Below are 19607 nucleotides of genomic sequence, written 5' to 3'. Positions count from 1 at the left end.
CGTGCGTTTCGCCGATGCCGTCGACTGCATGGCCCTGGAAGGGGTGCGGACCTTCCTGGAGATCGGCCCCGGCGGCGTCCTGACCGCCCTCGCCCAGGAGGCCCTGGACGAGCAGGCCGTCACCGTGCCCGTCCTGCGCGCCGACCGCCCGGAGGAGCTCGCCGCCACGACCGCCCTGGCCCACCTCCACGTCCACGGCACCCCCGTCGACTGGACCGCCGTCCACGCCGGCCGCGGTGCCCGCCGCATCGACCTGCCCACCTACCCCTTCCAGTACGAGCACTACTGGCTGGACGCCCCGTCCGGCGCGGGCACCGGCGACGTGACCGCCGCCGGCCTGTCCGGCGCCGACCACGCCCTGTTCGGGGCGACGGCCCTGCTGCCCGACGGGGAGGGCTCCCTCCTCACCGGACGCCTGTCCCTCGCCACCCACCCCTGGCTTGCGGACCACGCCGTCTCCGGCGTGACCCTGCTCCCCGGCACAGCCTTCCTGGAGATGGCCGTACGCGCCGGTGACGAACTCGGCTGCGGCCGGGTCGAGGAACTCACCCTTGCCGCACCCCTGGTCCTCCCGGAGCGGGGCGCGGTCCAGGTCCGGGTGCTCGTCGGCCCCGCGGAAGGGGCGTCCGGCCGCCGCACGGTGAAGGTCCACGCCCGCGCCGAGGCCGACGCCGAGGCCGACGGGGTGGATTCCTGGACGCGTCACGCGACGGGCTTCCTCGTCCCGGACACCGAGCCGGCACCGCCCGCGACGGACGGCGCGTGGCCCCCCGCCGACGCCACCGCCGTCGACCTCCACGACTGCTACGACCGGCTGGCCGACGCCGGCTTCGACTACGGGCCGGTGTTCCGGGGACTGCGCGCCGTCTGGCGGCGCGGGGACGAGGAACTGCTCGCCGAGGTCGCCCTGCCCGAAGGGACCCCGGTCGACGGCTTCACCCTGCACCCCGCACTCCTGGACGCCGCCCTGCACACCATCGTCGTGGGGGAGACCGCCGACTCCGACGCCGCCGGCCACGCCGGCCGGCTGCCGTTCTCCTGGACCGGTGTGAGCGTGTACGGCAGCGGCGCCGAGACCCTGCGCGTCCGCGTGAGCCGCGCCGGGACCGGTTCCGACGAGGTGCGGCTGCGGATCGCCGACGGCCTGGGACGCCCCGTCGCGTCGGTGGACTCCCTGCTGCTGCGCACGGTCACCCCCGGGCAACTCGCCGAGGCCGGCGCGGGGCTCGGCGAGGCGCTGTTCCGCGTGGCGTGGGAGCCGTGCGAACCGGTCGCCGAGACCGACTCCGCCGAAGTGGTGGGGTGGGAGCGCCTCGCGGACCTGGACTCCTTGCCGGAGTCCGTCGCCGTCGACGTCTCCGCCGCCCTGCCCGAGGGTGAGGAGGCGGCCGCACCGGCCGCCGCCGCGCGCCGGGTGCTCGGGCTGCTCCAGGAGTGGCTGCGCGAAGAGCGGTTCGCGGGCTCGCGGTTGGTGCTGGTGACGCGCGGCGCGGTCGACGCCTCCGCCGACGGCCGTGCCGTGGACCCCGTACAGGCCGCCGTCTGGGGGCTCGTACGATCGGCCCAGTCGGAGAACCCGGGCCGGTTCCTGCTGGTGGACTTCGAAGGCGACGAGGGCTCTCTGCTGCCCGCCGCCGTGGCCTGCGGCGAGCCACAGGTGGCGGTCCGCGACGGGGCCCTGTTCGTCCCTCGGCTCGTACGCGCCGAGGAACCGGCCCCCGTCGCGAACGCCCCCGTGCCCTTCCCGGCCGGCGGAACGGTGCTGGTCACCGGGGCCTCCGGTGCGCTGGGCCGGCTGGTCGCCCGCCACCTCGTCACCGCCCACGGGGTACGGCACCTGCTGCTGGCCGGCCGTCGGGGCCAGGACGCTCCGGGCGCCGCCGAGTTCGCGCAGGAGCTGCGGGACCTGGGCGCCGAGCCCCGGACCGTGCGCTGCGACGTGGCGGACCGCGCCGAGCTCGCCGCACTCCTGGCGACGGTTCCCGTCGAGCACCCGCTGACCGCCGTGGTCCACGCGGCCGGCGTGACCGACGACGGCATCGTCCCCGCCCTCACCCCGGACCGCGTCGACCAGGTGTTCCGTCCGAAGGCCGACGCGGCCCTCAACCTCCACGAACTGACCCGCGACGCGGACCTGTCCGCCTTCGTCCTGTTCTCCTCCGCCGCGGGCACCCTCGGCAGCGCCGGACAGGCCAACTACAGCGCCGCGAACGCCTACCTCGACGCGTTCGCCGCATCCCGCCGGGCCGAGGGGCTCCCCGCCGTCTCCCTCGCCTGGGGCCTGTGGGCGCAGAGCAGCACCCTCACGGCCGGGCTTGCCGCCGCCGACCGTCACAGGATCAGCCGCTCCGGACTGATCGCCCTGGAAGCGGCGGAGGGCCTGGCGCTCTTCGACGCCGCCTGCCGCTCCGAGCGCGCCACGCTGGTCCCGGTCCGCCTGGACACCGAGGCGCTGCACGCCCAGGCCCGCGCGGGTGCCCTGCCGCCGCTGATGCGGAAGCTGGTACGCACCCCCGTACGGCCCGGCCTCGACGCGGCCCGGCCGACGGCGGGCGGGCAGACCGCCCCGGCGGACCGGCTCGCCGCCCTGCCGGAGGACGAGCGGTACGCGTACGTCCTCGACCTGGTACGGACCCGGGTGGCGGCCGTCCTCGGCCACACGTCCGCCCGATCGGTCGCGGTGGACCGGCAGTTCAGGGACCTCGGCTTCGACTCGCTCACCGCCGTCGAACTGCGCAACACCCTCAACTCCGCCACCGGCCTGCGGCTGCCCGCGACCCTCGTCTTCGACCACCCGACGCCCGAGGCGCTGACCCGCATGCTGCTGACCGAGATGCTGGGCACGGTCACCACCGTCCCGGCGGAACCGGCCACGGCATCCCAGGTCGCTGCCGCTGACGATCCGATCGCGATCGTGGGGATGAGCTGTCGTTATCCGGGTGGGGTGCGTTCTCCGGAGGACTTGTGGCGGTTGGTGGCCGGGGGTGGTGACGCGGTCGGCGGGTTCCCGGTGGACCGTGGCTGGGCGTTGGATTCGTTGTTCCATCCGGATCCGGATCATGCGGGGACGAGTTATGCGCGTGAGGGTGGGTTCCTGTATGGGGCTGGGGAGTTCGATGCGGGGTTCTTCGGGATTTCGCCGCGTGAGGCGCTTGCGATGGATCCGCAGCAGCGGTTGCTGCTGGAGGCTTCGTGGGAGGTGTTCGAGCGGGCCGGGATCGATCCGGGGACGGTGAGGGGTTCGCGTACGGGTGTCTTCGCCGGCGTCATGTACCACGACTACGGCTCCCAGCTCGGCGGGACCGTGCCCGAAGGGCTGGAAGGCCACCTCGGCATGGGCACCTCCGGCAGCGTGGCCTCCGGCAGGCTCTCGTACACCTTCGGCCTGGAGGGGCCGGCGGTGACGGTGGACACGGCGTGTTCGTCGTCGCTGGTGGCGTTGCACCTGGCGGCGCAGGCGCTGCGGCAGGGCGAGTGCTCCATGGCCCTGGTCGGCGGTGTCACCGTCATGGCGACCCCGAACACCTTCGTGGAGTTCAGCCGGCAGCGTGGGCTGGCTGTCGACGGGCGGTGCAAGGCCTTCTCGGCGGATGCCGACGGGACGGGCTGGGCCGAGGGTGTGGGGATGCTGCTGGTGGAGCGGCTCTCGGACGCGCGCCGCAACGGGCATCGGGTGCTGGCGGTGGTGCGGGGTTCCGCGGTGAACCAGGACGGTGCCTCGAATGGTCTGACGGCGCCGAACGGGCCCGCGCAGCAGCGGGTGATCCGGCAGGCCCTGGCGCAGGCCGGGCTGTCGGCGGGTGATGTGGACGCGGTGGAGGCGCACGGTACGGGTACCACCCTCGGCGACCCGATCGAGGCCCAGGCGCTGCTGGCCACGTACGGCCAGGGCCGGGAGGCGGAGCGGCCGTTGTGGCTGGGTTCCCTCAAGTCCAACATCGGGCACACGCAGGCGGCGGCCGGTGTCGCGGGTGTCATCAAGATGGTGATGGCGATGCGCCACGGTGTCCTTCCCAAGACCCTGCACGCCGATCGGCCGTCGCCCCACGTCGACTGGTCGGCCGGGTCGGTACGGCTGCTGACCGAGGCCCGTGAGTGGGCCGGGGACGATGCCCGTCCGCGCCGGGCGGGTGTCTCCTCCTTCGGCGTCAGCGGCACCAACGCCCACGTGGTGCTGGAACACGTTCCCGCCGCGGAATCCGACACGGACGCCCCTGCCGAGCCCGGCGCCGTCGCATGGGTGCTGTCCGCCAAGGACGAAACCTCCCTGCGTGCCCAGGCGCAGCGCCTCGCGGCCCATGTCACCGACCACCCGGGCCTCGGACTCGCCGACATCGGACGCTCGCTCGTCCTGTCGCGCGCCTCGATGGACGTGCGCGCCGCCGTCGTGGGGGCCGGCCGCGAGGAGCTGCTGGCCGGCCTGGAGGCACTTGCCGACGGCCGGCAGCCGGCCGGAGTCGTACGCGGCGAGACCGAGCCCGGCGGGAACCCGACCGCGTTCCTCTTCTCGGGGCAGGGTAGTCAGCGTCTGGGGATGGGGCGTGAACTGTACGCGGCGTTCCCGGTGTTCGCGGAGGCCTTGGACGCGGTGTGTGCGGCGTTGGATCCGCATCTGGAACTTCCGCTCAGGGAGGTTGTGTTCGGCGGGGATGCCGGGCTCCTGGAGCGGACCGGTTTCACGCAGCCGGCGTTGTTCGCGGTGGAGGTGGCGTTGTTCCGGCTGGTGGAGTCGTGGGGTGTGCGCCCGGACTTCCTGGCCGGGCATTCGGTGGGGGAGTTCGCGGCGGCTCATGCGGCCGGTGTGCTGTCGCTGGAGGATGCCGCGAGGCTGGTGGCGGCTCGCGGCCGGTTGATGCAGGAGTTGCCGGCCGGGGGTGTGATGGTGGCGGTCCAGGCCTCGGAGGATGAGGTACGCCCCCTGCTGGCCGGGGTGGAGGACCGGGTGGGGATCGCTGCCGTCAACGGGCCTGCGTCCGTGGTGGTTTCGGGTGCCGGGGACGCGGTCGCCGAACTGGCGGGGAAGCTCGCGGCCGAGGGTCGCAAGACCAAGGCCCTGCCGGTGTCCCACGCCTTCCACTCGCCGTTGATGGACCCGATGCTCGACGCGTTCCGGCAGGTTGCGGAGTCGGTGTCCTTCCAGGCGCCGAAGGTTGCGATCGTGTCGACCCTCACGGGCCGGATCGTGACGGTGGAGGAGTTCTGCTCGGCCGACTACTGGGTGCGGCACGTCCGTGAGCCGGTCCGGTTCGCCGACGCCGTTACCACCCTCGCCGCCGAAGGGGCCCGGACCTTCCTGGAGATCGGCCCCGGCGGCGTCCTGACCGCCCTCGCGCAGGACTCCCTCGACCAGGACGCCGTCACCGTACCCGTCCTGCGCGCCGACCGCCCCGAGGAGCTCGCCCTCACGACCGCCCTCGCCCACCTCCACGTCCACGGCACCCCCGTCGACTGGGAGGCCGTCCACGCCGGACCGGCCGGTCGCCCCGTCGACCTGCCCACCTACGCCTTCCACCACCGGCGCTACTGGCTCGGCCCGGTCGCACCGGCCGGCGACGTGGCCGCCGCCGGGCTCGTGGACGCCGAGCACCCCTTCCTGGGGGCGGCCGTACCCCTCGCCGACGGCCAGGGGGCCCTGCTGACCGGCAGGGTGTCGCCGGCCACCCACCCCTGGCTCGCCGACCACACCGTGATGGACGCGATCCTGCTGCCCGGCACCGCACTGGTCGACCTGGCGCTCCGCGCCGCCGACGAGGTGCGCTGCGACCGCGTGGACGAGCTGACGCTCGGCGCCCCGCTGGTCCTGCGGGAGGACGGGGCCGTGCAGCTCCAGGCCGTGGTCGGCGGGCCCGACGCGACGGGGCACCGTACGGTCGACGTGTACGCGCGCCCCGAGACCGCCGATGCGGCCGAGCCGTGGACCCGCCACGCGACCGGGGTGGTCTCCGTGGACGCCCACGGCCCGCAGGAGCAGCCCTCCGGCCTCTCCGCATGGCCGCCCCACGGGGCAGAGCCGCTGGACACCGGTGGCGCGTACGAGCGGCTGGCCGGGCTCGGCTTCGGCTACGGACCGGTGTTCCAGGGCCTGCACGGCCTGTGGCGGCGCGGCGACGAGGTGTTCGCCGAGGTGCGGCTGCCCGAGGAGACCGGAGTCAGCGGCTTCGGGGTTCACCCGGCCCTGCTGGACGCGGCCCTCCACGCGATCGGCCTCGGCGGCCTGCTGCCCGATGCCGGACGGGGCCGGATCCCCTTCGCCTGGAACGGGGTGACCGTCCACGCCACCGGCGCCCGTGCCCTGCGGGTCAGGATCGCCCCGGCCGGCGCCGACTCGGTGGCCCTGCTGGCCACCGACGAGGCCGGCCGGGCCGTGGCCTCCGTCGACTCGCTGGTGCTGCGCCCCGTCTCGGCGGAGCAGCTGGCCAGGGCCGGCCGGGCGCACGGGCGGCAGGACTCGCTGTACCGGCTCGACTGGACGCCCCTTCCCCTCACCGTGGAGGACCCCGTGAACCGTCCGGGCGGGCAGTGGACCCTCGTCGGAGGGGACGACGGGCTGCGCGCCGCGCTGGAGGACTCCGGCATCGACGTCGCGTTCCGCCCCGATCCGGCGGTTCCGGCGGCTCCGGCGGATCCGGCCGGCGGCGCGGAGGGCCCGGCGCCCGCCGTCCTCCTGGCGGCCGTCGACGTCCAGCCCGACCGGGACCACCCCGTCGCCCACGTCCACGCGACGGCCCACCGCGCCCTGGACCTGCTCCAGCGGTGGCTCGCCGACGACCGGTACGCCGCCTCCCGGCTGGCCGTCCTGACCTGCAACGCCGTCGCCGCCAGGGGCCGGGGCGTGGAGGACGGGGACAAGGAGGTGGACCCGGCGCAGGCCGCGATCTGGGGTCTGGTGCGTTCGGCGCAGGCCGAGAACCCGGGACGCTTCGTCCTGGTCGACCTCGACCGCGATCCGGCGTCCGCACGGGCCCTGCCCGCCCTGCTCGCCTCCGGCGAGGAGCAGTTCGCCGTACGCGGCGGAGCCGTCCTCGTGCCCCGGCTGGCACGGACCGAGCCCCCGCTCCTCTCCGGCGAGGCCGGCCCCGCCTTCACCGCCGGCGGTACCGTCCTCGTGACGGGAGCTTCGGGACTGCTGGGCCGGCACGTCGCCCGGCACCTGGTGACCGGGCACGGCGTACGGGACCTGCTGCTCGTCAGCCGCCGGGGCGGTGCGGCCGACGGCATGGCCGAAATGGAGGCGGAGCTCACCGCGCTGGGGGCCCGGATCACGGTCGCCGCCTGCGACGTGGCCGACCGCGAGGCCCTCGCCCGGGTGCTGGGCGGGATACCCGACCACCACCCCTTGACCGGTGTGGTGCACGTGGCCGGGGTGACGGACGACGGGATCCTCACCGGCCTCACGGCGGAGCGGGTCGACCGCGTCTTCCGCCCGAAGGTGGACGCGGCCCTGCACCTGGACGAGCTCACCCGCGACATGGAGCTCTCCGCCTTCGTCCTGTTCTCCTCCGCCGCCGGTGTCTTCGGTGCGGCGGGCCAGGCCAACTACGCCGCCGCGAACGCCTTCCTGGACGCCCTCGCCCGCCAGCGCCGCGCCGCCGGCCTGCCGGCGGTGTCCCTGGCGTGGGGGCTGTGGGCCGAGAGCAGCGGCATCACGGGCGAGTTGACGGACGCCGACCGGAGCCGGATGTCCCGCAGCGGCGTCCTGCCGCTGAGCACCGAGGAGGCCCTCGGCCTCTTCGACGCGGCGACGGCGCACCCGGGGAGCACGGTGGTCCCGGTCCGCCTGAACCAGGCGGAGCTGCGCCGGCAGGCCTCGGCCGGCACCCTGCCGGCCCTGCTCACCTCCCTGGTCCGGATCCCGGCACGGCGCTCCGCCGCCGGTGCCGGACCGGACGCCCCCGGCGTCCGGTCCGGCACCGCCGGAGGTGACCTGGCGGCCCGGCTGGCCGGTCTCTCCGAGGCCGAACAGCGCGCCCTGCTGCTGGACCTGGTGTGCGAGCACGTGGCCGCGGTCCTGGACCTCGCCTCGCCGCAGGCGGTACGGCCCGGCCAGGCGCTGCGCGACCTCGGCTTCGACTCGCTGACCGCCGTCGAGCTGCGCAACCGGCTGGGCAAGGAGACCGGGCTGCGGCTTGCGCCGACGCTCGTCTTCGACTACCCGACCCCCGCCGAACTGGCCGACCACCTCAAGGCGGAGGCCGCACCGGCCGGCCGGGACGTCTCGGAGCTGCTCGCCGAACTCGACCGGATCGAGGGGCGGTTGCAGGGCAAGGCGACGGCCGACGGGGACCTCCGCGACACCGTCACGGCGCACCTGCGCCGGCTCCTGGACCGGTGGGCCGTACCCGCCGGCCAGGAGGAGACGGACGCCGCCGCCGTGGACGGGCTCCACGCCGCCACGGACGACGAGATGTTCGACTTCATCGGCAAGGAGTTCGGCATCTCCTGAACCGCACCGGGGCGCGGGGCGGCCACGAGCCCGCCCCGCCCCCGGCCCCACGACCGCACAAGCCCCCCCGAACCCCCAGGCCCCACGGCCCCCAGGCCCTCCGGCCTGCCCCCAGGCCCTCCGGCCTGCCCTCAGGCCCCATGCCCCAGGCCCTCTGGCCCGCCCCCAGGCCCTCCGGCCTCCCTCAGGCCCCATGGCCCGCACGGGCTCGATGCAAAAGGTGACCCCAGGTGACTGACCTTCAGGCGAAGAACAACGAGGAAAAGCTCCGCTACTTCCTCAAGCGGGTGTCGGCGGACCTCCACGACGCACGCGAGCGGCTGCGCGACCTCGACGAGGCCCGCCACGAACCGATCGCCATCGTCGCGATGAGCTGCCGCTTCCCCGGCGGGATCGCCACTCCCGAGGAGCTCTGGCAGTTCCTGGCGGAGGGCGGAGACGCCATCACGGAGTTCCCCGGCGACCGGGGCTGGGACCTGGAAGGGCTCTACGACCCCGACCCGGAAGCCCGGGGCACCACGCACGTCCGCGAAGGCGGATTCCTCGACGGCGTGGGCCTCTTCGACGCCGGCCTCTTCGAGATCTCGCCCCGCGAGGCACTCACCATGGACCCCCAACAGCGGATCCTCCTGGAAGCCTGCTGGGAGACCTTCGAGCGGGCCGGCATCGACCCCACCTCGCTCAAGGGCAGCCGCACCGGGGTGTTCACCGGCGTGATGTACCACGACCACTCCGCCCTGCTCCAGCAGGCGGTGGAGGACGTCGACGGCTACATCGGCACCGGCAGCGCGGCCAGCGTCGTCTCCGGCCGGGTCTCCTACACCTTCGGCCTCGAAGGACCGGCCGTCACGGTGGACACGGCCTGCTCCTCCTCCCTCGTCGCCCTGCACCTGGCGGTGCGGGCCCTGCGCCAGGGCGAATGCGACCTGGCCCTCGCCGGCGGCGTCACCACCATGCTCACCCCGACCTCCTTCGTGGACTTCAGCCGGCAGCGCGGCCTGGCCGCCGACGGCCGCTGCAAGCCCTTCGCGGCCGCCGCCGACGGCACCGGCTGGAGCGAGGGCCTCGGCATGCTGCTCGTCGAGCGGCTCTCCGACGCCCGCCGCAACGGCCACCCCGTCCTCGCCGTCGTCCGCGGCTCGGCCGTCAACCAGGACGGCGCCTCCAACGGCTTCACCGCGCCCAACGGCCCCTCCCAGCAGCGGGTCATCCGTCAGGCCCTGGCCGACGCCCGGCTGACCCCCGCCGACGTGGACGCGGTGGAGGCCCACGGCACGGGCACCACCCTCGGCGACCCGATCGAGGCCCAGGCGCTCCTGGCCACGTACGGGCAGGGACGCCCGCAGCAGGAGCCCCTGTGGCTGGGCTCCCTGAAGTCCAACATCGGGCACACCCAGGCGGCCGCCGGCGTCGGCGGAGTGATCAAAATGGTCGAGGCGATGCGCCACGGCATGCTCCCCAGGACCCTGCACGTGGACGAGCCCTCCCCGCACGTCGACTGGTCCTCCGGCGCGGTGCGCCTGCTCACCGAGCCCGTACCGTGGACCGAGGGCGAACGGCCCCGCAGGGCGGCCGTCTCCTCCTTCGGGTTCAGCGGCACCAACGCCCACGTCGTCCTGGAAGAGCCCCCGCACACGCCCCCGCACACCCAGCCGGATGCGCAGGCGCCGCAGCACGCACCGGACGCGGACACGGAGCCGGCCACCCCGCCCCGGACCGCGTACACGCCCGTACTGCTGTCCGCGAAGAACCCGGCCGCCCTGCGCGCGCAGGCCGCCCGCCTCCTGCGCCACACCACCGACCACCCCGAACAGTCCCTGGCCGACCTCGGCCTCTCCACGGCGACGACCCGGGCCGCCCTCGACCACCGCGCAGCGGTCGTCGCCCCGGACCCCGCGGCCCTGCGCCGGGCCCTGGAGCTGCTGGCGCGCGGCGACACCCCCACCGACACCCCCGGCACCGGCACGGCCACGGGCGTCGTCCTGCCGCGCAACCGGACCGCGTTCCTGTTCTCCGGCCAGGGCAGCCAGCGGCCCGGCATGGGGCGCGAACTGTACGCGGCCTTCCCCGTGTTCACCGAGGCCTTCGACGCCGTCTGCGCCGCCCTCGACCCGCACCTCGAACACCCCCTCAAGGACGTGGTGTTCGGCGCGGACGCCGACCCGCTGAACCGGACCGGCCACGCCCAGCCGGCCCTGTTCGCCCTCCAGGTCGCGCTGTTCCGCCTCATGGAGTCCTGGGGCGTGCGCCCGGACCTGCTGGCCGGCCACTCGGTCGGCGAGTTCGCGGCCGCCCACGCGGCCGGGGTGTTCTCCCTCGACGACGCGGCCCGCCTGGTGGCCGCCCGGGCCCGCCTCATGCAGGCCCTGCCCGCCGGGGGAGTGATGACCGCCGTCGAGGCCTCCGAGCAGGAGGTACGGGAGCTGCTGGCCGGGTACGAGGACCGGGCGGGCGTCGCCGCCGTCAACGGACCGTCCTCCGTGGTGGTTTCGGGCGCCGCCGAGGCCGTCGCCGCGGTGGCCGGCCGGCTCTCCGCCCGGGGCCGCAAGGCCAGGGAACTGCCGGTCTCCCACGCCTTCCACTCCCCGCTGATGGACCCCATGCTCGCGGAATTCCGCCGGGCCTTCGACGGCGTGTCCTTCGGGACCCCGTCCGTGCCCGTCGTCTCGGCCCTCACCGGCCGTCCCGTCCCCGCCGACGAGCTCCGCTCCGCCGGATACTGGGCGCGGCACGCCCGCGAGGCGGTGCGGTTCGCCGACGCGGTCGCATCCCTCGCCGCCGAAGGCGCGGGCACCTTCCTGGAGATCGGCCCCGGCGGCGTCCTCGCCGCGCTCGCCGCGGACCTCCTCGACCAGGACGCCGTGGTGACCCCCGCCCTGCGCGCGGACCGGCCCGAGGACCTGGCCGTCACCACCGCCCTCGCCCGGCTCCACGTCCACGGCACCCCCGTCGACTGGGCCGCCGTCCACGCCGGCCGCGGCGCACGCCGCGTCGACCTGCCCACGTACGCCTTCCAGCGGGAGGAGTACCGGCTCGAAACCCGGCCCGCCACCGGCGACGTCTCCGGCGCCGGCCTCCGGCCCGCCGGCCACCCCCTCCTCGGAGCCGTCGTGACCCTGGCCCACGGCGAGGGCACCCTCCTGACGGGCCGGGCATCGCTCACCACGCACCCCTGGCTCGCCGGCCACCGAATACTGGACACCCCCCTCCTGCCGGGCACCGCCCTCGTCGAACTCGCCGTCCGCGCCGCCGACCAGGTGGGCTGCCGCACCATCGAGCGGCTCACCCTGGAGGCACCGCTCGTCCTGCCCCCACACGGCGGGGTCCGGCTCCAGGCCGTCGTCGACGACGCCGACGCCCACGGCCGGCGCGGCATACGGATCCACTCCCAGCCGGACGACGCACTCGCGGCCGACACCTGGACCTGCCACGCCTCCGGCCTGCTGGCCCCCGCACCCGCCACCGCCCCCGACCCCACCGCGCTCACCCAGTGGCCCCCGGCCGGCGCCGAACCCGCCGCCCCCGAGGCCCTTTACGACCGCATGACCGGCCTCGGCCTGGAGTACGGGCCCCTGTTCCGGGGAGTCCGCGCCGGCTGGCGGCGCGGCGGGGAACTCTTCGCCGAGATCGCCCTGCCCGACGGGACCGACACCAGCGGATTCGGCCTGCACCCCGCGCTCTTCGACGCCGCCCTCCACACCGCGGGCCTCCGCGACACCGGCCCGGACGACGGCACCCCCCGCATCCCCTTCGAATGGAACGGGGTGACCCTGCACGCGACCGGAGCCACCACGCTGAGGGCCCGCCTCACCCCCTCGCCGGACGCGGCGGACACCGTCACACTGCTCCTCGCCGACGGCGCGGGCCGGCCCGTGCTCTCCGCGGACTCCCTGGTGCTGCGCCCCGTGGCGGCCGAGCAGCTGGCCGCCGCCGCGGGTCCGCGCGACGCCGGGCTCTTCCGGCCCGTGTGGACCCCCGTGGACCCGGCCACCGCCGAGCACGCCGCTCCCGCCCCCGTCACCCGGCACGACTCGCTCGCCGCCCTGCGCGCCGCAGCCGCCCCGGTCCCGGACACGGCGGCGGTCACCGCACCCGCCGAGGGGCACACCCCCGGGGCGGAACCGGCCGGCCGCCCCGCCGACGCCGCGCGGGCCGCCCTCGCCCTCGTCCAGGAATGGCTCGCCGACGCACGCTTCGCCGCCTCGCGCCTGCTGGTCGTCACCCGGGGCGCGGTCTCCACCGGCCCCGCCGAGAGCGCCGACCCGGCGCAGGCCGCCGTCTGGGGCCTGGTGCGCTCGGCACAGTCCGAGAACCCCGGCCGCTTCCTCCTCCTCGACGCCGAGGCCTCCGGCCCCGACGTGGGCCCCGCCCTGCTCACCGCCGCCGCGGCCGCCGGTGAACCGCAGCTGGCCGTACGCGACGGCGCCCTGCTCGCGCCCCGGCTGCTCCGCGCCGACACGCCGGACACCCGCCCGGCCCCCGGGGCGGGAACCGGCCCGGCCCCCGCCTTCCCGCCGCACGGCACCGTCCTGGTGACCGGAGCCTCCGGCACCCTCGGACGGCTGGTGGCGCACCACCTCGTGACCCGGCACGGAGTCCGCCGGCTGCTCCTCCTCAGCCGCAGCGGCCCCGGCGCGGAAGGCGCCCGGGAGTTCGCGGCCGAACTCGCCGCCCACGGAGCCGTCGCGGACACCGTGGCCTGCGACGTGGCCGACCGGGAGGCGCTGGCGGCCCTGCTGGCGGCCCTTCCCGCCGAACACCCGCTGACCGCGGTCGTCCACGCGGCGGGCGTCACCGACGACGGCGTCGTACCGGCCCTCACCCCGGAACGGATCCGGCGGGTCTTCGACCCCAAGGTCGCGGGCGCCCTCCACCTCCACGAGCTCACCCGCGACCTGGACCTCTCGGCGTTCGTCCTGTTCTCCTCCGCCGCCGGCGTCTTCGGCAACCCCGGCCAGGGCAACTACGCCGCCGCCAACGCCGCCCTGGACGCCCTCGCCCAGCAGCGCCGCGCGGCCGGCCTGCCCGCCGTGTCCCTGGCCTGGGGCCTGTGGGCCCGCAGCAGCACCCTGACCGCCGCCCTCGCCGAGGCCGACCAGCGCCGCATCGGCCGCTCCGGACTCCTCGCCCTGGAGACCGACGAGGGCCTCGCCCTCCTCGACGGCGCCCTCGCCTCCGCCGAACCCCTGCTCGTACCCGTCCGCTGGAACCTGCCCGCCCTGCGCGAACAGGCCCGCACCGGCACCCTGCCCGCCCTGCTGCGGAACCTCGTCCCCGCCCCCGTCCGCCGTGGCGAGGCCGCCGTGGCCGTACCGTCCGACGGGGGCATCCGCTCCGCGCTGGCGCAGCGGCTGGACGCACTGCCCGAGGCGGGCCGGACCGCCCTGCTGGCCGACCTCGTCCGCACGCACGCCGCCGCCGTACTCGGCCACGGCCACCCCGAATCCGTCCGGCCCGGCCAGGCCTTCCGGGAACTCGGCTTCGACTCGCTGACCGCCGTCGAACTGCGCAACCGCCTCGCCTCCGCGACCGGGCTCCGCCTCCCCGCCGGCCTGGTCTTCGACCACCCCACCCCGGACGCCCTCGCCCGCCACCTCCTGACCCGGCTCACGGACACCCCCCGGCCCGCGGCCGCCGACCGCACGGCCGCGCGCGGCGGCACGGCCGCCGACGAGCCCGTCGCCATCGTCGCCATGGGCTGCCGCTACCCCGGCGGAGTGCGCTCACCCGAGGACCTGTGGCGGCTCCTCACCGAGGGCACCGACGCCATCGCCGGCTTCCCCGAGGACCGCGGCTGGGACCTCGACCTGCTCTCCGCCGGCGGCGGCACCGCCGGCTCCAGCAGCACCCTCCGGGGCGGATTCCTCTACGAAGCGGGCGACTTCGACGCCGCCTTCTTCGGGATCTCGCCCCGCGAAGCCCTGGCCATGGACCCGCAGCAGCGGCTGCTCCTGGAAACCTCCTGGGAGGTCTTCGAACGCGCCGGCATCGACCCGGCCACCCTGCGCGGGACGCGGACCGGCGTGTTCGCGGGCGTCATGTACCACGACTACGCCTCCTCCCTCCAGACGGTGCCCGAAGGAGTGGAGGGCTTCCTCGGCACCGGCAACGCGGGCAGCGTCATCGCGGGCCGGCTCTCGTACACCTTCGGCCTGGAAGGCCCCGCCGTCACCGTCGACACGGCCTGCTCCTCCTCCCTCGTCGCACTCCACCTCGCCGTCCAGTCCCTGCGCCAGGGCGAATGCCGACTCGCCCTGGCGGGCGGCGTCACCGTGATGGCCGGCCCCGGCGCCTTCGTCGAGTTCAGCCGGCAGCGCGGCCTGGCCGCCGACGGCCGCTGCAAGGCCTTCTCCGCCGACGCGGACGGCACCGGCTGGGCGGAAGGCGTGGGCGTCCTGCTGGTGGAACGGCTCTCCGACGCCCTGCGCAACGGCCACCCCGTCCTCGCGGTGGTCCGTGGCTCGGCGGTGAACCAGGACGGCGCCTCCAACGGCCTCACCGCCCCCAACGGCCCCGCGCAGGAACGGGTGATCGAGCAGGCCCTCGCGAACGCGGGGCTGACGGCGGCGGACGTGGACGCGGTGGAGGCGCATGGTACGGGTACCCGGCTGGGGGATCCGATCGAGGCGCAGGCGCTGCTGGCGACGTACGGTCAGGGGCGGGATGCGGAGAGGCCGTTGTGGCTGGGTTCGCTGAAGTCGAACATCGGTCACACCCAGGCGGCGGCCGGGGTGGGCGGGATCATCAAGATGGTCGGGGCCATGCGCCACGGCCTGCTGCCCCGGACCCTCCACGTGGACGAACCGACCCCGCACGTCGACTGGACCAGTGGCTCCGTACGCCTCCTCACCGAACCCGTGGAGTGGGCGGAGGACACCCGGCCCCGGAGGGCGGCCGTCTCCTCCTTCGGGTTCAGCGGCACCAACGCCCACGTCGTCCTCGAACAGGCCCCGGAGGCCGTCGTCGAGGCCGGCCCCACCCCACCGTTCACGGCACCGTGGCTGCTCTCCGCCAGGAGCCCGGAAGCCCTGCGCGCGCAGGCCCGCGACCTCCTGCCCTACGCCCTGGACCCGGACCGGCCGACGGTGGACGTGGCGTACTCCCTCGCCACGGGGCGCAGCGCCCTGGAGCACCGGGCGGCCGTCATCGCGCAGGACCGGGCCGGGACGGCGGAGGCCCTGACGGCCCTGGCGAACGGTGCGCCCTCGCGCGCGGTGGTCCGGGCCGAGGCGGCCGCGCCCGGGAGCGGCAAGCGCGCCTTCCTCTTCTCGGGACAGGGTAGTCAGCGTCTGGGGATGGGGCGTGAACTGTACGCGGCGTTCCCGGTGTTCGCGGAGGCCTTCGACGCGGTGTGTGAGGCGCTGGACGTACACCTCGAACTGCCGCTGAAGCAGGTGGTGTTCGGCACTGACGACGGGTTGCTGAACGAGACGCGGTTCACCCAGCCGGCGTTGTTCGCGGTGGAGGTGGCGTTGTTCCGGCTGGTGGAGTCGTGGGGTGTGCGCCCGGACTTCCTGGCTGGGCATTCGGTGGGGGAGTTCGCGGCGGCTCATGTGGCCGGTGTGCTGTCGCTGGAAGACGCGGCGATGCTGGTCGCTGCTCGGGGCCGGCTGATGCAGGAGTTGCCGGCCGGTGGTGTGATGGTGGCGGTCCAGGCCTCGGAGGATGAGGTTCGTCCCCTCCTCGTCGGGGTGGAGGACCGGGTGGGGATCGCTGCCGTCAACGGGCCTGCGTCGGTGGTGGTTTCGGGCGTCGAGGACGCGGTCGCCGAACTGGCGGGGAAGCTCGCGGCCGAGGGTCGCAAGACCAAGGCGCTGCCGGTGTCCCACGCCTTCCACTCGCCGTTGATGGACCCGATGCTCGACGCCTTCCGGCAGGTTGCGGAGTCGGTGTCCTTCCAGGCACCGAAGGTTGCGATCGTTTCCGCGCTCACGGGCCGGATCGTGACGGCGGAGGAGTTCTGCTCGCCCGGGTACTGGGTGCGGCACGTCCGGGAGCCGGTCCGGTTCGCCGACGCCGTTACCACCCTCGCCGCCGAAGGGGCCCGGACCTTCCTGGAGATCGGCCCCGGCGGCGTCCTGACCGCCCTCGCCCAGGAGGCCCTGGACGAGCAGGCCGTCACCGTTCCCGTCCTGCGCGCCGACCGCCCCGAGGGCCTGGCCGTCACCACCGCCCTCGCCCACCTCCACGTCCACGGCACCCCCGTCGACTGGGAGGCCGTGTTCGCCGGGCGCGGCGCCCGCCGCACCGACCTGCCCACCTACCCCTTCCAGCGCACCCGCTACTGGCTGGCGGCGTCCCCCGCTCCCGGTGACGTCTCCGCCGCCGGCCTGGCCGAGGCGGACCACCGCCTGCTCGGTGCCGCCGTTCCGCTGGCCGACGGCGAAGGGCTCGTCCTCACCGGGCGGCTGTCGCTCGCGACGCACCCCTGGCTCGCCGACCACGTCGTGCTGGGCTCCGTACTCGTCCCCGGCACCGCCTTCGTGGACCTGGCGCTGCACGCCGCCCACGCCGAGGGCGTCGGCTGCGACCGGGTGGACGAGCTGACGCTCGGGGCCCCGCTCGTCGTCCCCGAGGACGGGGCCGTCCAGGTACAGGTACGGGTAGCGGCCCCCGACGCCGACGGCCGCCGGGTGCTGGAGCTGCACGCGCGGCCGCACGGCGCGCCCGCCGAGGAGCCGTGGACGAGCCACGCGGTGGGCACCCTGTCCGCCGCGGCGGCCCCCGGGGACGACGCCGCCCTGGCCGCGTGGCCCCCGCCGCAGGCCGCCCCCGTCGCCGCCGGGTCCCTGGACTCCCTGTACGAACGGATGGCCGGCCTAGGGCTCGACTACGGTCCGCTGTTCCGGGGCGTCCGGGCCGCGTGGAGCGGGGACGGGGCGCTCTACGCCGAACTCGAACTCCCCGACGGGACCGACGTCTCCGGGTTCGGGATCCATCCGGCCCTGCTGGACTCGGCCCTGCACGCCGTCGCGCTGGGCGACGGCCTGCTCGACACCGACACCGACACCGACACCGAAACCGGCACCGACCGCGCGCGGGTCCCCTTCTCGTGGACGGGGGTCAGGCTGTCCGCCCGCCCGGCCGGAGGACCGGCCGCCCTTCGGGTACGGCTGGCCCCCGCAGGCCCGGACGCCGTGTCCCTGCTGGCCGCCGACCCGACGGGCCGGGCCGTGGTCTCCGTGGACTCCCTCGTCCTGCGGCCGGTCTCCGCCGGGCAGCTCGCCGCCGCGCGGGCCGGCCGGCCCCAGGACGCCCTGTTCCGCGTCGAGTGGACCGAGGCACCCCCGGCCCCGCCCCTGACCCCGGCCGCCGACCGGATCGTCCTGCTGGAGGCGGAGCTGCCGGACCGCCCGGCGGAGGCGGCCGCCGCCGTGCGGCACGCGACGGCCCGCGCCCTGGCCCTCGTACAGGAGCGGCTGGCGGCTGACGAGGCGGGGGAGGAGGACCCGGGGAGGCTGGTCCTCGTCACCCGGAACGCCGTCCGCGCGGCCGACGGGGACGGGGCCGGGCTGGATCCGGCCCAGGCCGCCGTGTGGGGCCTGGTCAGGTCCGTCCAGTCGGAACACCCCGACCGCTTCGTCCTCGTGGACACCGGAGCGGACCTCGACGCCGAGCCCGGCCGGCTGGCGGCGGCGCTCGCCACCGGCGAACCGCAGTGCGCCCTCCGGGCGGGCAGGGTCCTCGTGCCGAGGCTGGTGCGCAGCACCGCCGCCACGGCTGCCGGGGACGGGGCCCCGCCGGTCCTGGACCCGGCCGGGACGGTCCTGGTCACCGGGGCGACGGGCGCCCTGGGCCGGCTCGTCTCCCGGCACCTGGTCTCCGCGCACGGTGCCCGCCGCCTCCTGCTGACCAGCCGCCGGGGGCCCGACGCCGAGGGAGCGGCCGACCTGGCCGCCGAACTGGGCGCCCTGGGGGCCGAAGTGACCCTGACGGCCTGCGACGCGGCCGACCGGACCGCGCTGGCCGGAGTGCTCGACGCGATCCCCGCCGCCCACCCGCTGACGGCGGTGGTGCACGCGGCCGGTGTGCTCGACGACGCCCTCGTGGGCGCGCTCACCGCCGAACGGCTGGACCGGGTCTTCGGGCCCAAGACGGACGCGGCGTTCCACCTGCACGAACTGACCCGGGACCGGGACCTCGCGGCCTTCGTGCTGTTCTCCTCGCTCGCCGGCACCCTCGGTACTCCGGGCCAGGCCAACTACGCGGCCGCCAACGCCGCCCTGGACGCCCTCGCCGAATCGCGCCGGGCGGCCGGACTGCCTGCCGTCTCGCTGGCCTGGGGCCCCTGGGCGGACGCCGCGGACCCGCGGGGGATGGCGGCCGAAGCCGGTAACGGGGCACTCGCCCGGATGGCACGGGCAGGGGTGTCGCCACTCTCCCCGGACGAGGGCCTCGCCCTCTTCGACGCGGCGACCGCCACGACCGCGACGGCCGCCGCCGACGCGGAGGCCGTCCTCCTGCCCGTACGGCTGAACCCGGCCGCACTGCGGCGCCGCGCCCGGAGCGGCCCCGTGCCCGCCCTGCTCCGCGGTCTCGTACGGGTCCCCGCCCGCCCGGCGGCGGACCCCGCGACCGGGACCGGAGCGCTGGCCGCGCAGCTGGCGGGCGCCTCCGACGAGAACCGCCGGCGGATCCTCCTCGGTCTCGTCAGGGCCCAGGTCGCCGCCGTACTGGGGCACACCTCCGCCGAGGCCGTCGGCGCCTCCCAGGCATTCCGGGACCTCGGATTCGACTCGCTCACCGCCGTCGAACTCCGCAACCACCTGGGCACGGCCACCGGGCTCCGGCTCCCGGCGAGCCTGCTGTTCGACCACCCCACCCCGGTGGCCCTCGCCGACCACCTGGCCGGCGCCCTGCCCGCCGCCGGACCGGGTGCCGACCCGGCGGCCCCCTCGCTGCTCGCCGAGATCGACCGGCTGGAATCCGTGTTCGCCCGGGCTCCGCAGGACCGGGCGGTGCGCGCCGCCGCCGCCCTGCGGCTGGAGGTCCTCCTCGCGAAATGGCGCGAGGCCGCCGCACCCGGCTCCACCCCGGCCCCCGGCGACGGGACCGCCGAGGGCGCCGAGGCCGAGGTGGCGCAGGCCTCCGACGAAGAGCTCTTCGACCTGCTCGACAGCGAGCTCGACACCCACTGATCCACCAGCACGCCCATCCCTTCGCG

General features: G+C 75.8%; 2 protein-coding genes. Both read left to right on the top strand.

Going from position 1 to position 19607, the window contains the following annotated elements:
- Positions 1–8443, top strand: an 8443-nt coding sequence (locus tag AC069X_RS22755; RefSeq protein ID WP_478730767.1) for a type I polyketide synthase, incomplete at its 5' end; no start/stop codon positions are given.
- A gap of 230 nt (positions 8444–8673) precedes the next feature.
- Entirely contained in the window at positions 8674–19581 is a 10908-nt protein-coding gene (locus AC069X_RS22750; RefSeq protein ID WP_478730765.1) for a type I polyketide synthase, read from the top strand.
- The last annotated feature ends 26 nt before the right edge of the window (positions 19582–19607 follow it).

The sequence above is a fragment of the Streptomyces sp. NPDC043896 genome, assembly GCF_056435605.1.
This window is presented reverse-complemented; position numbering and strand designations above follow the sequence as displayed.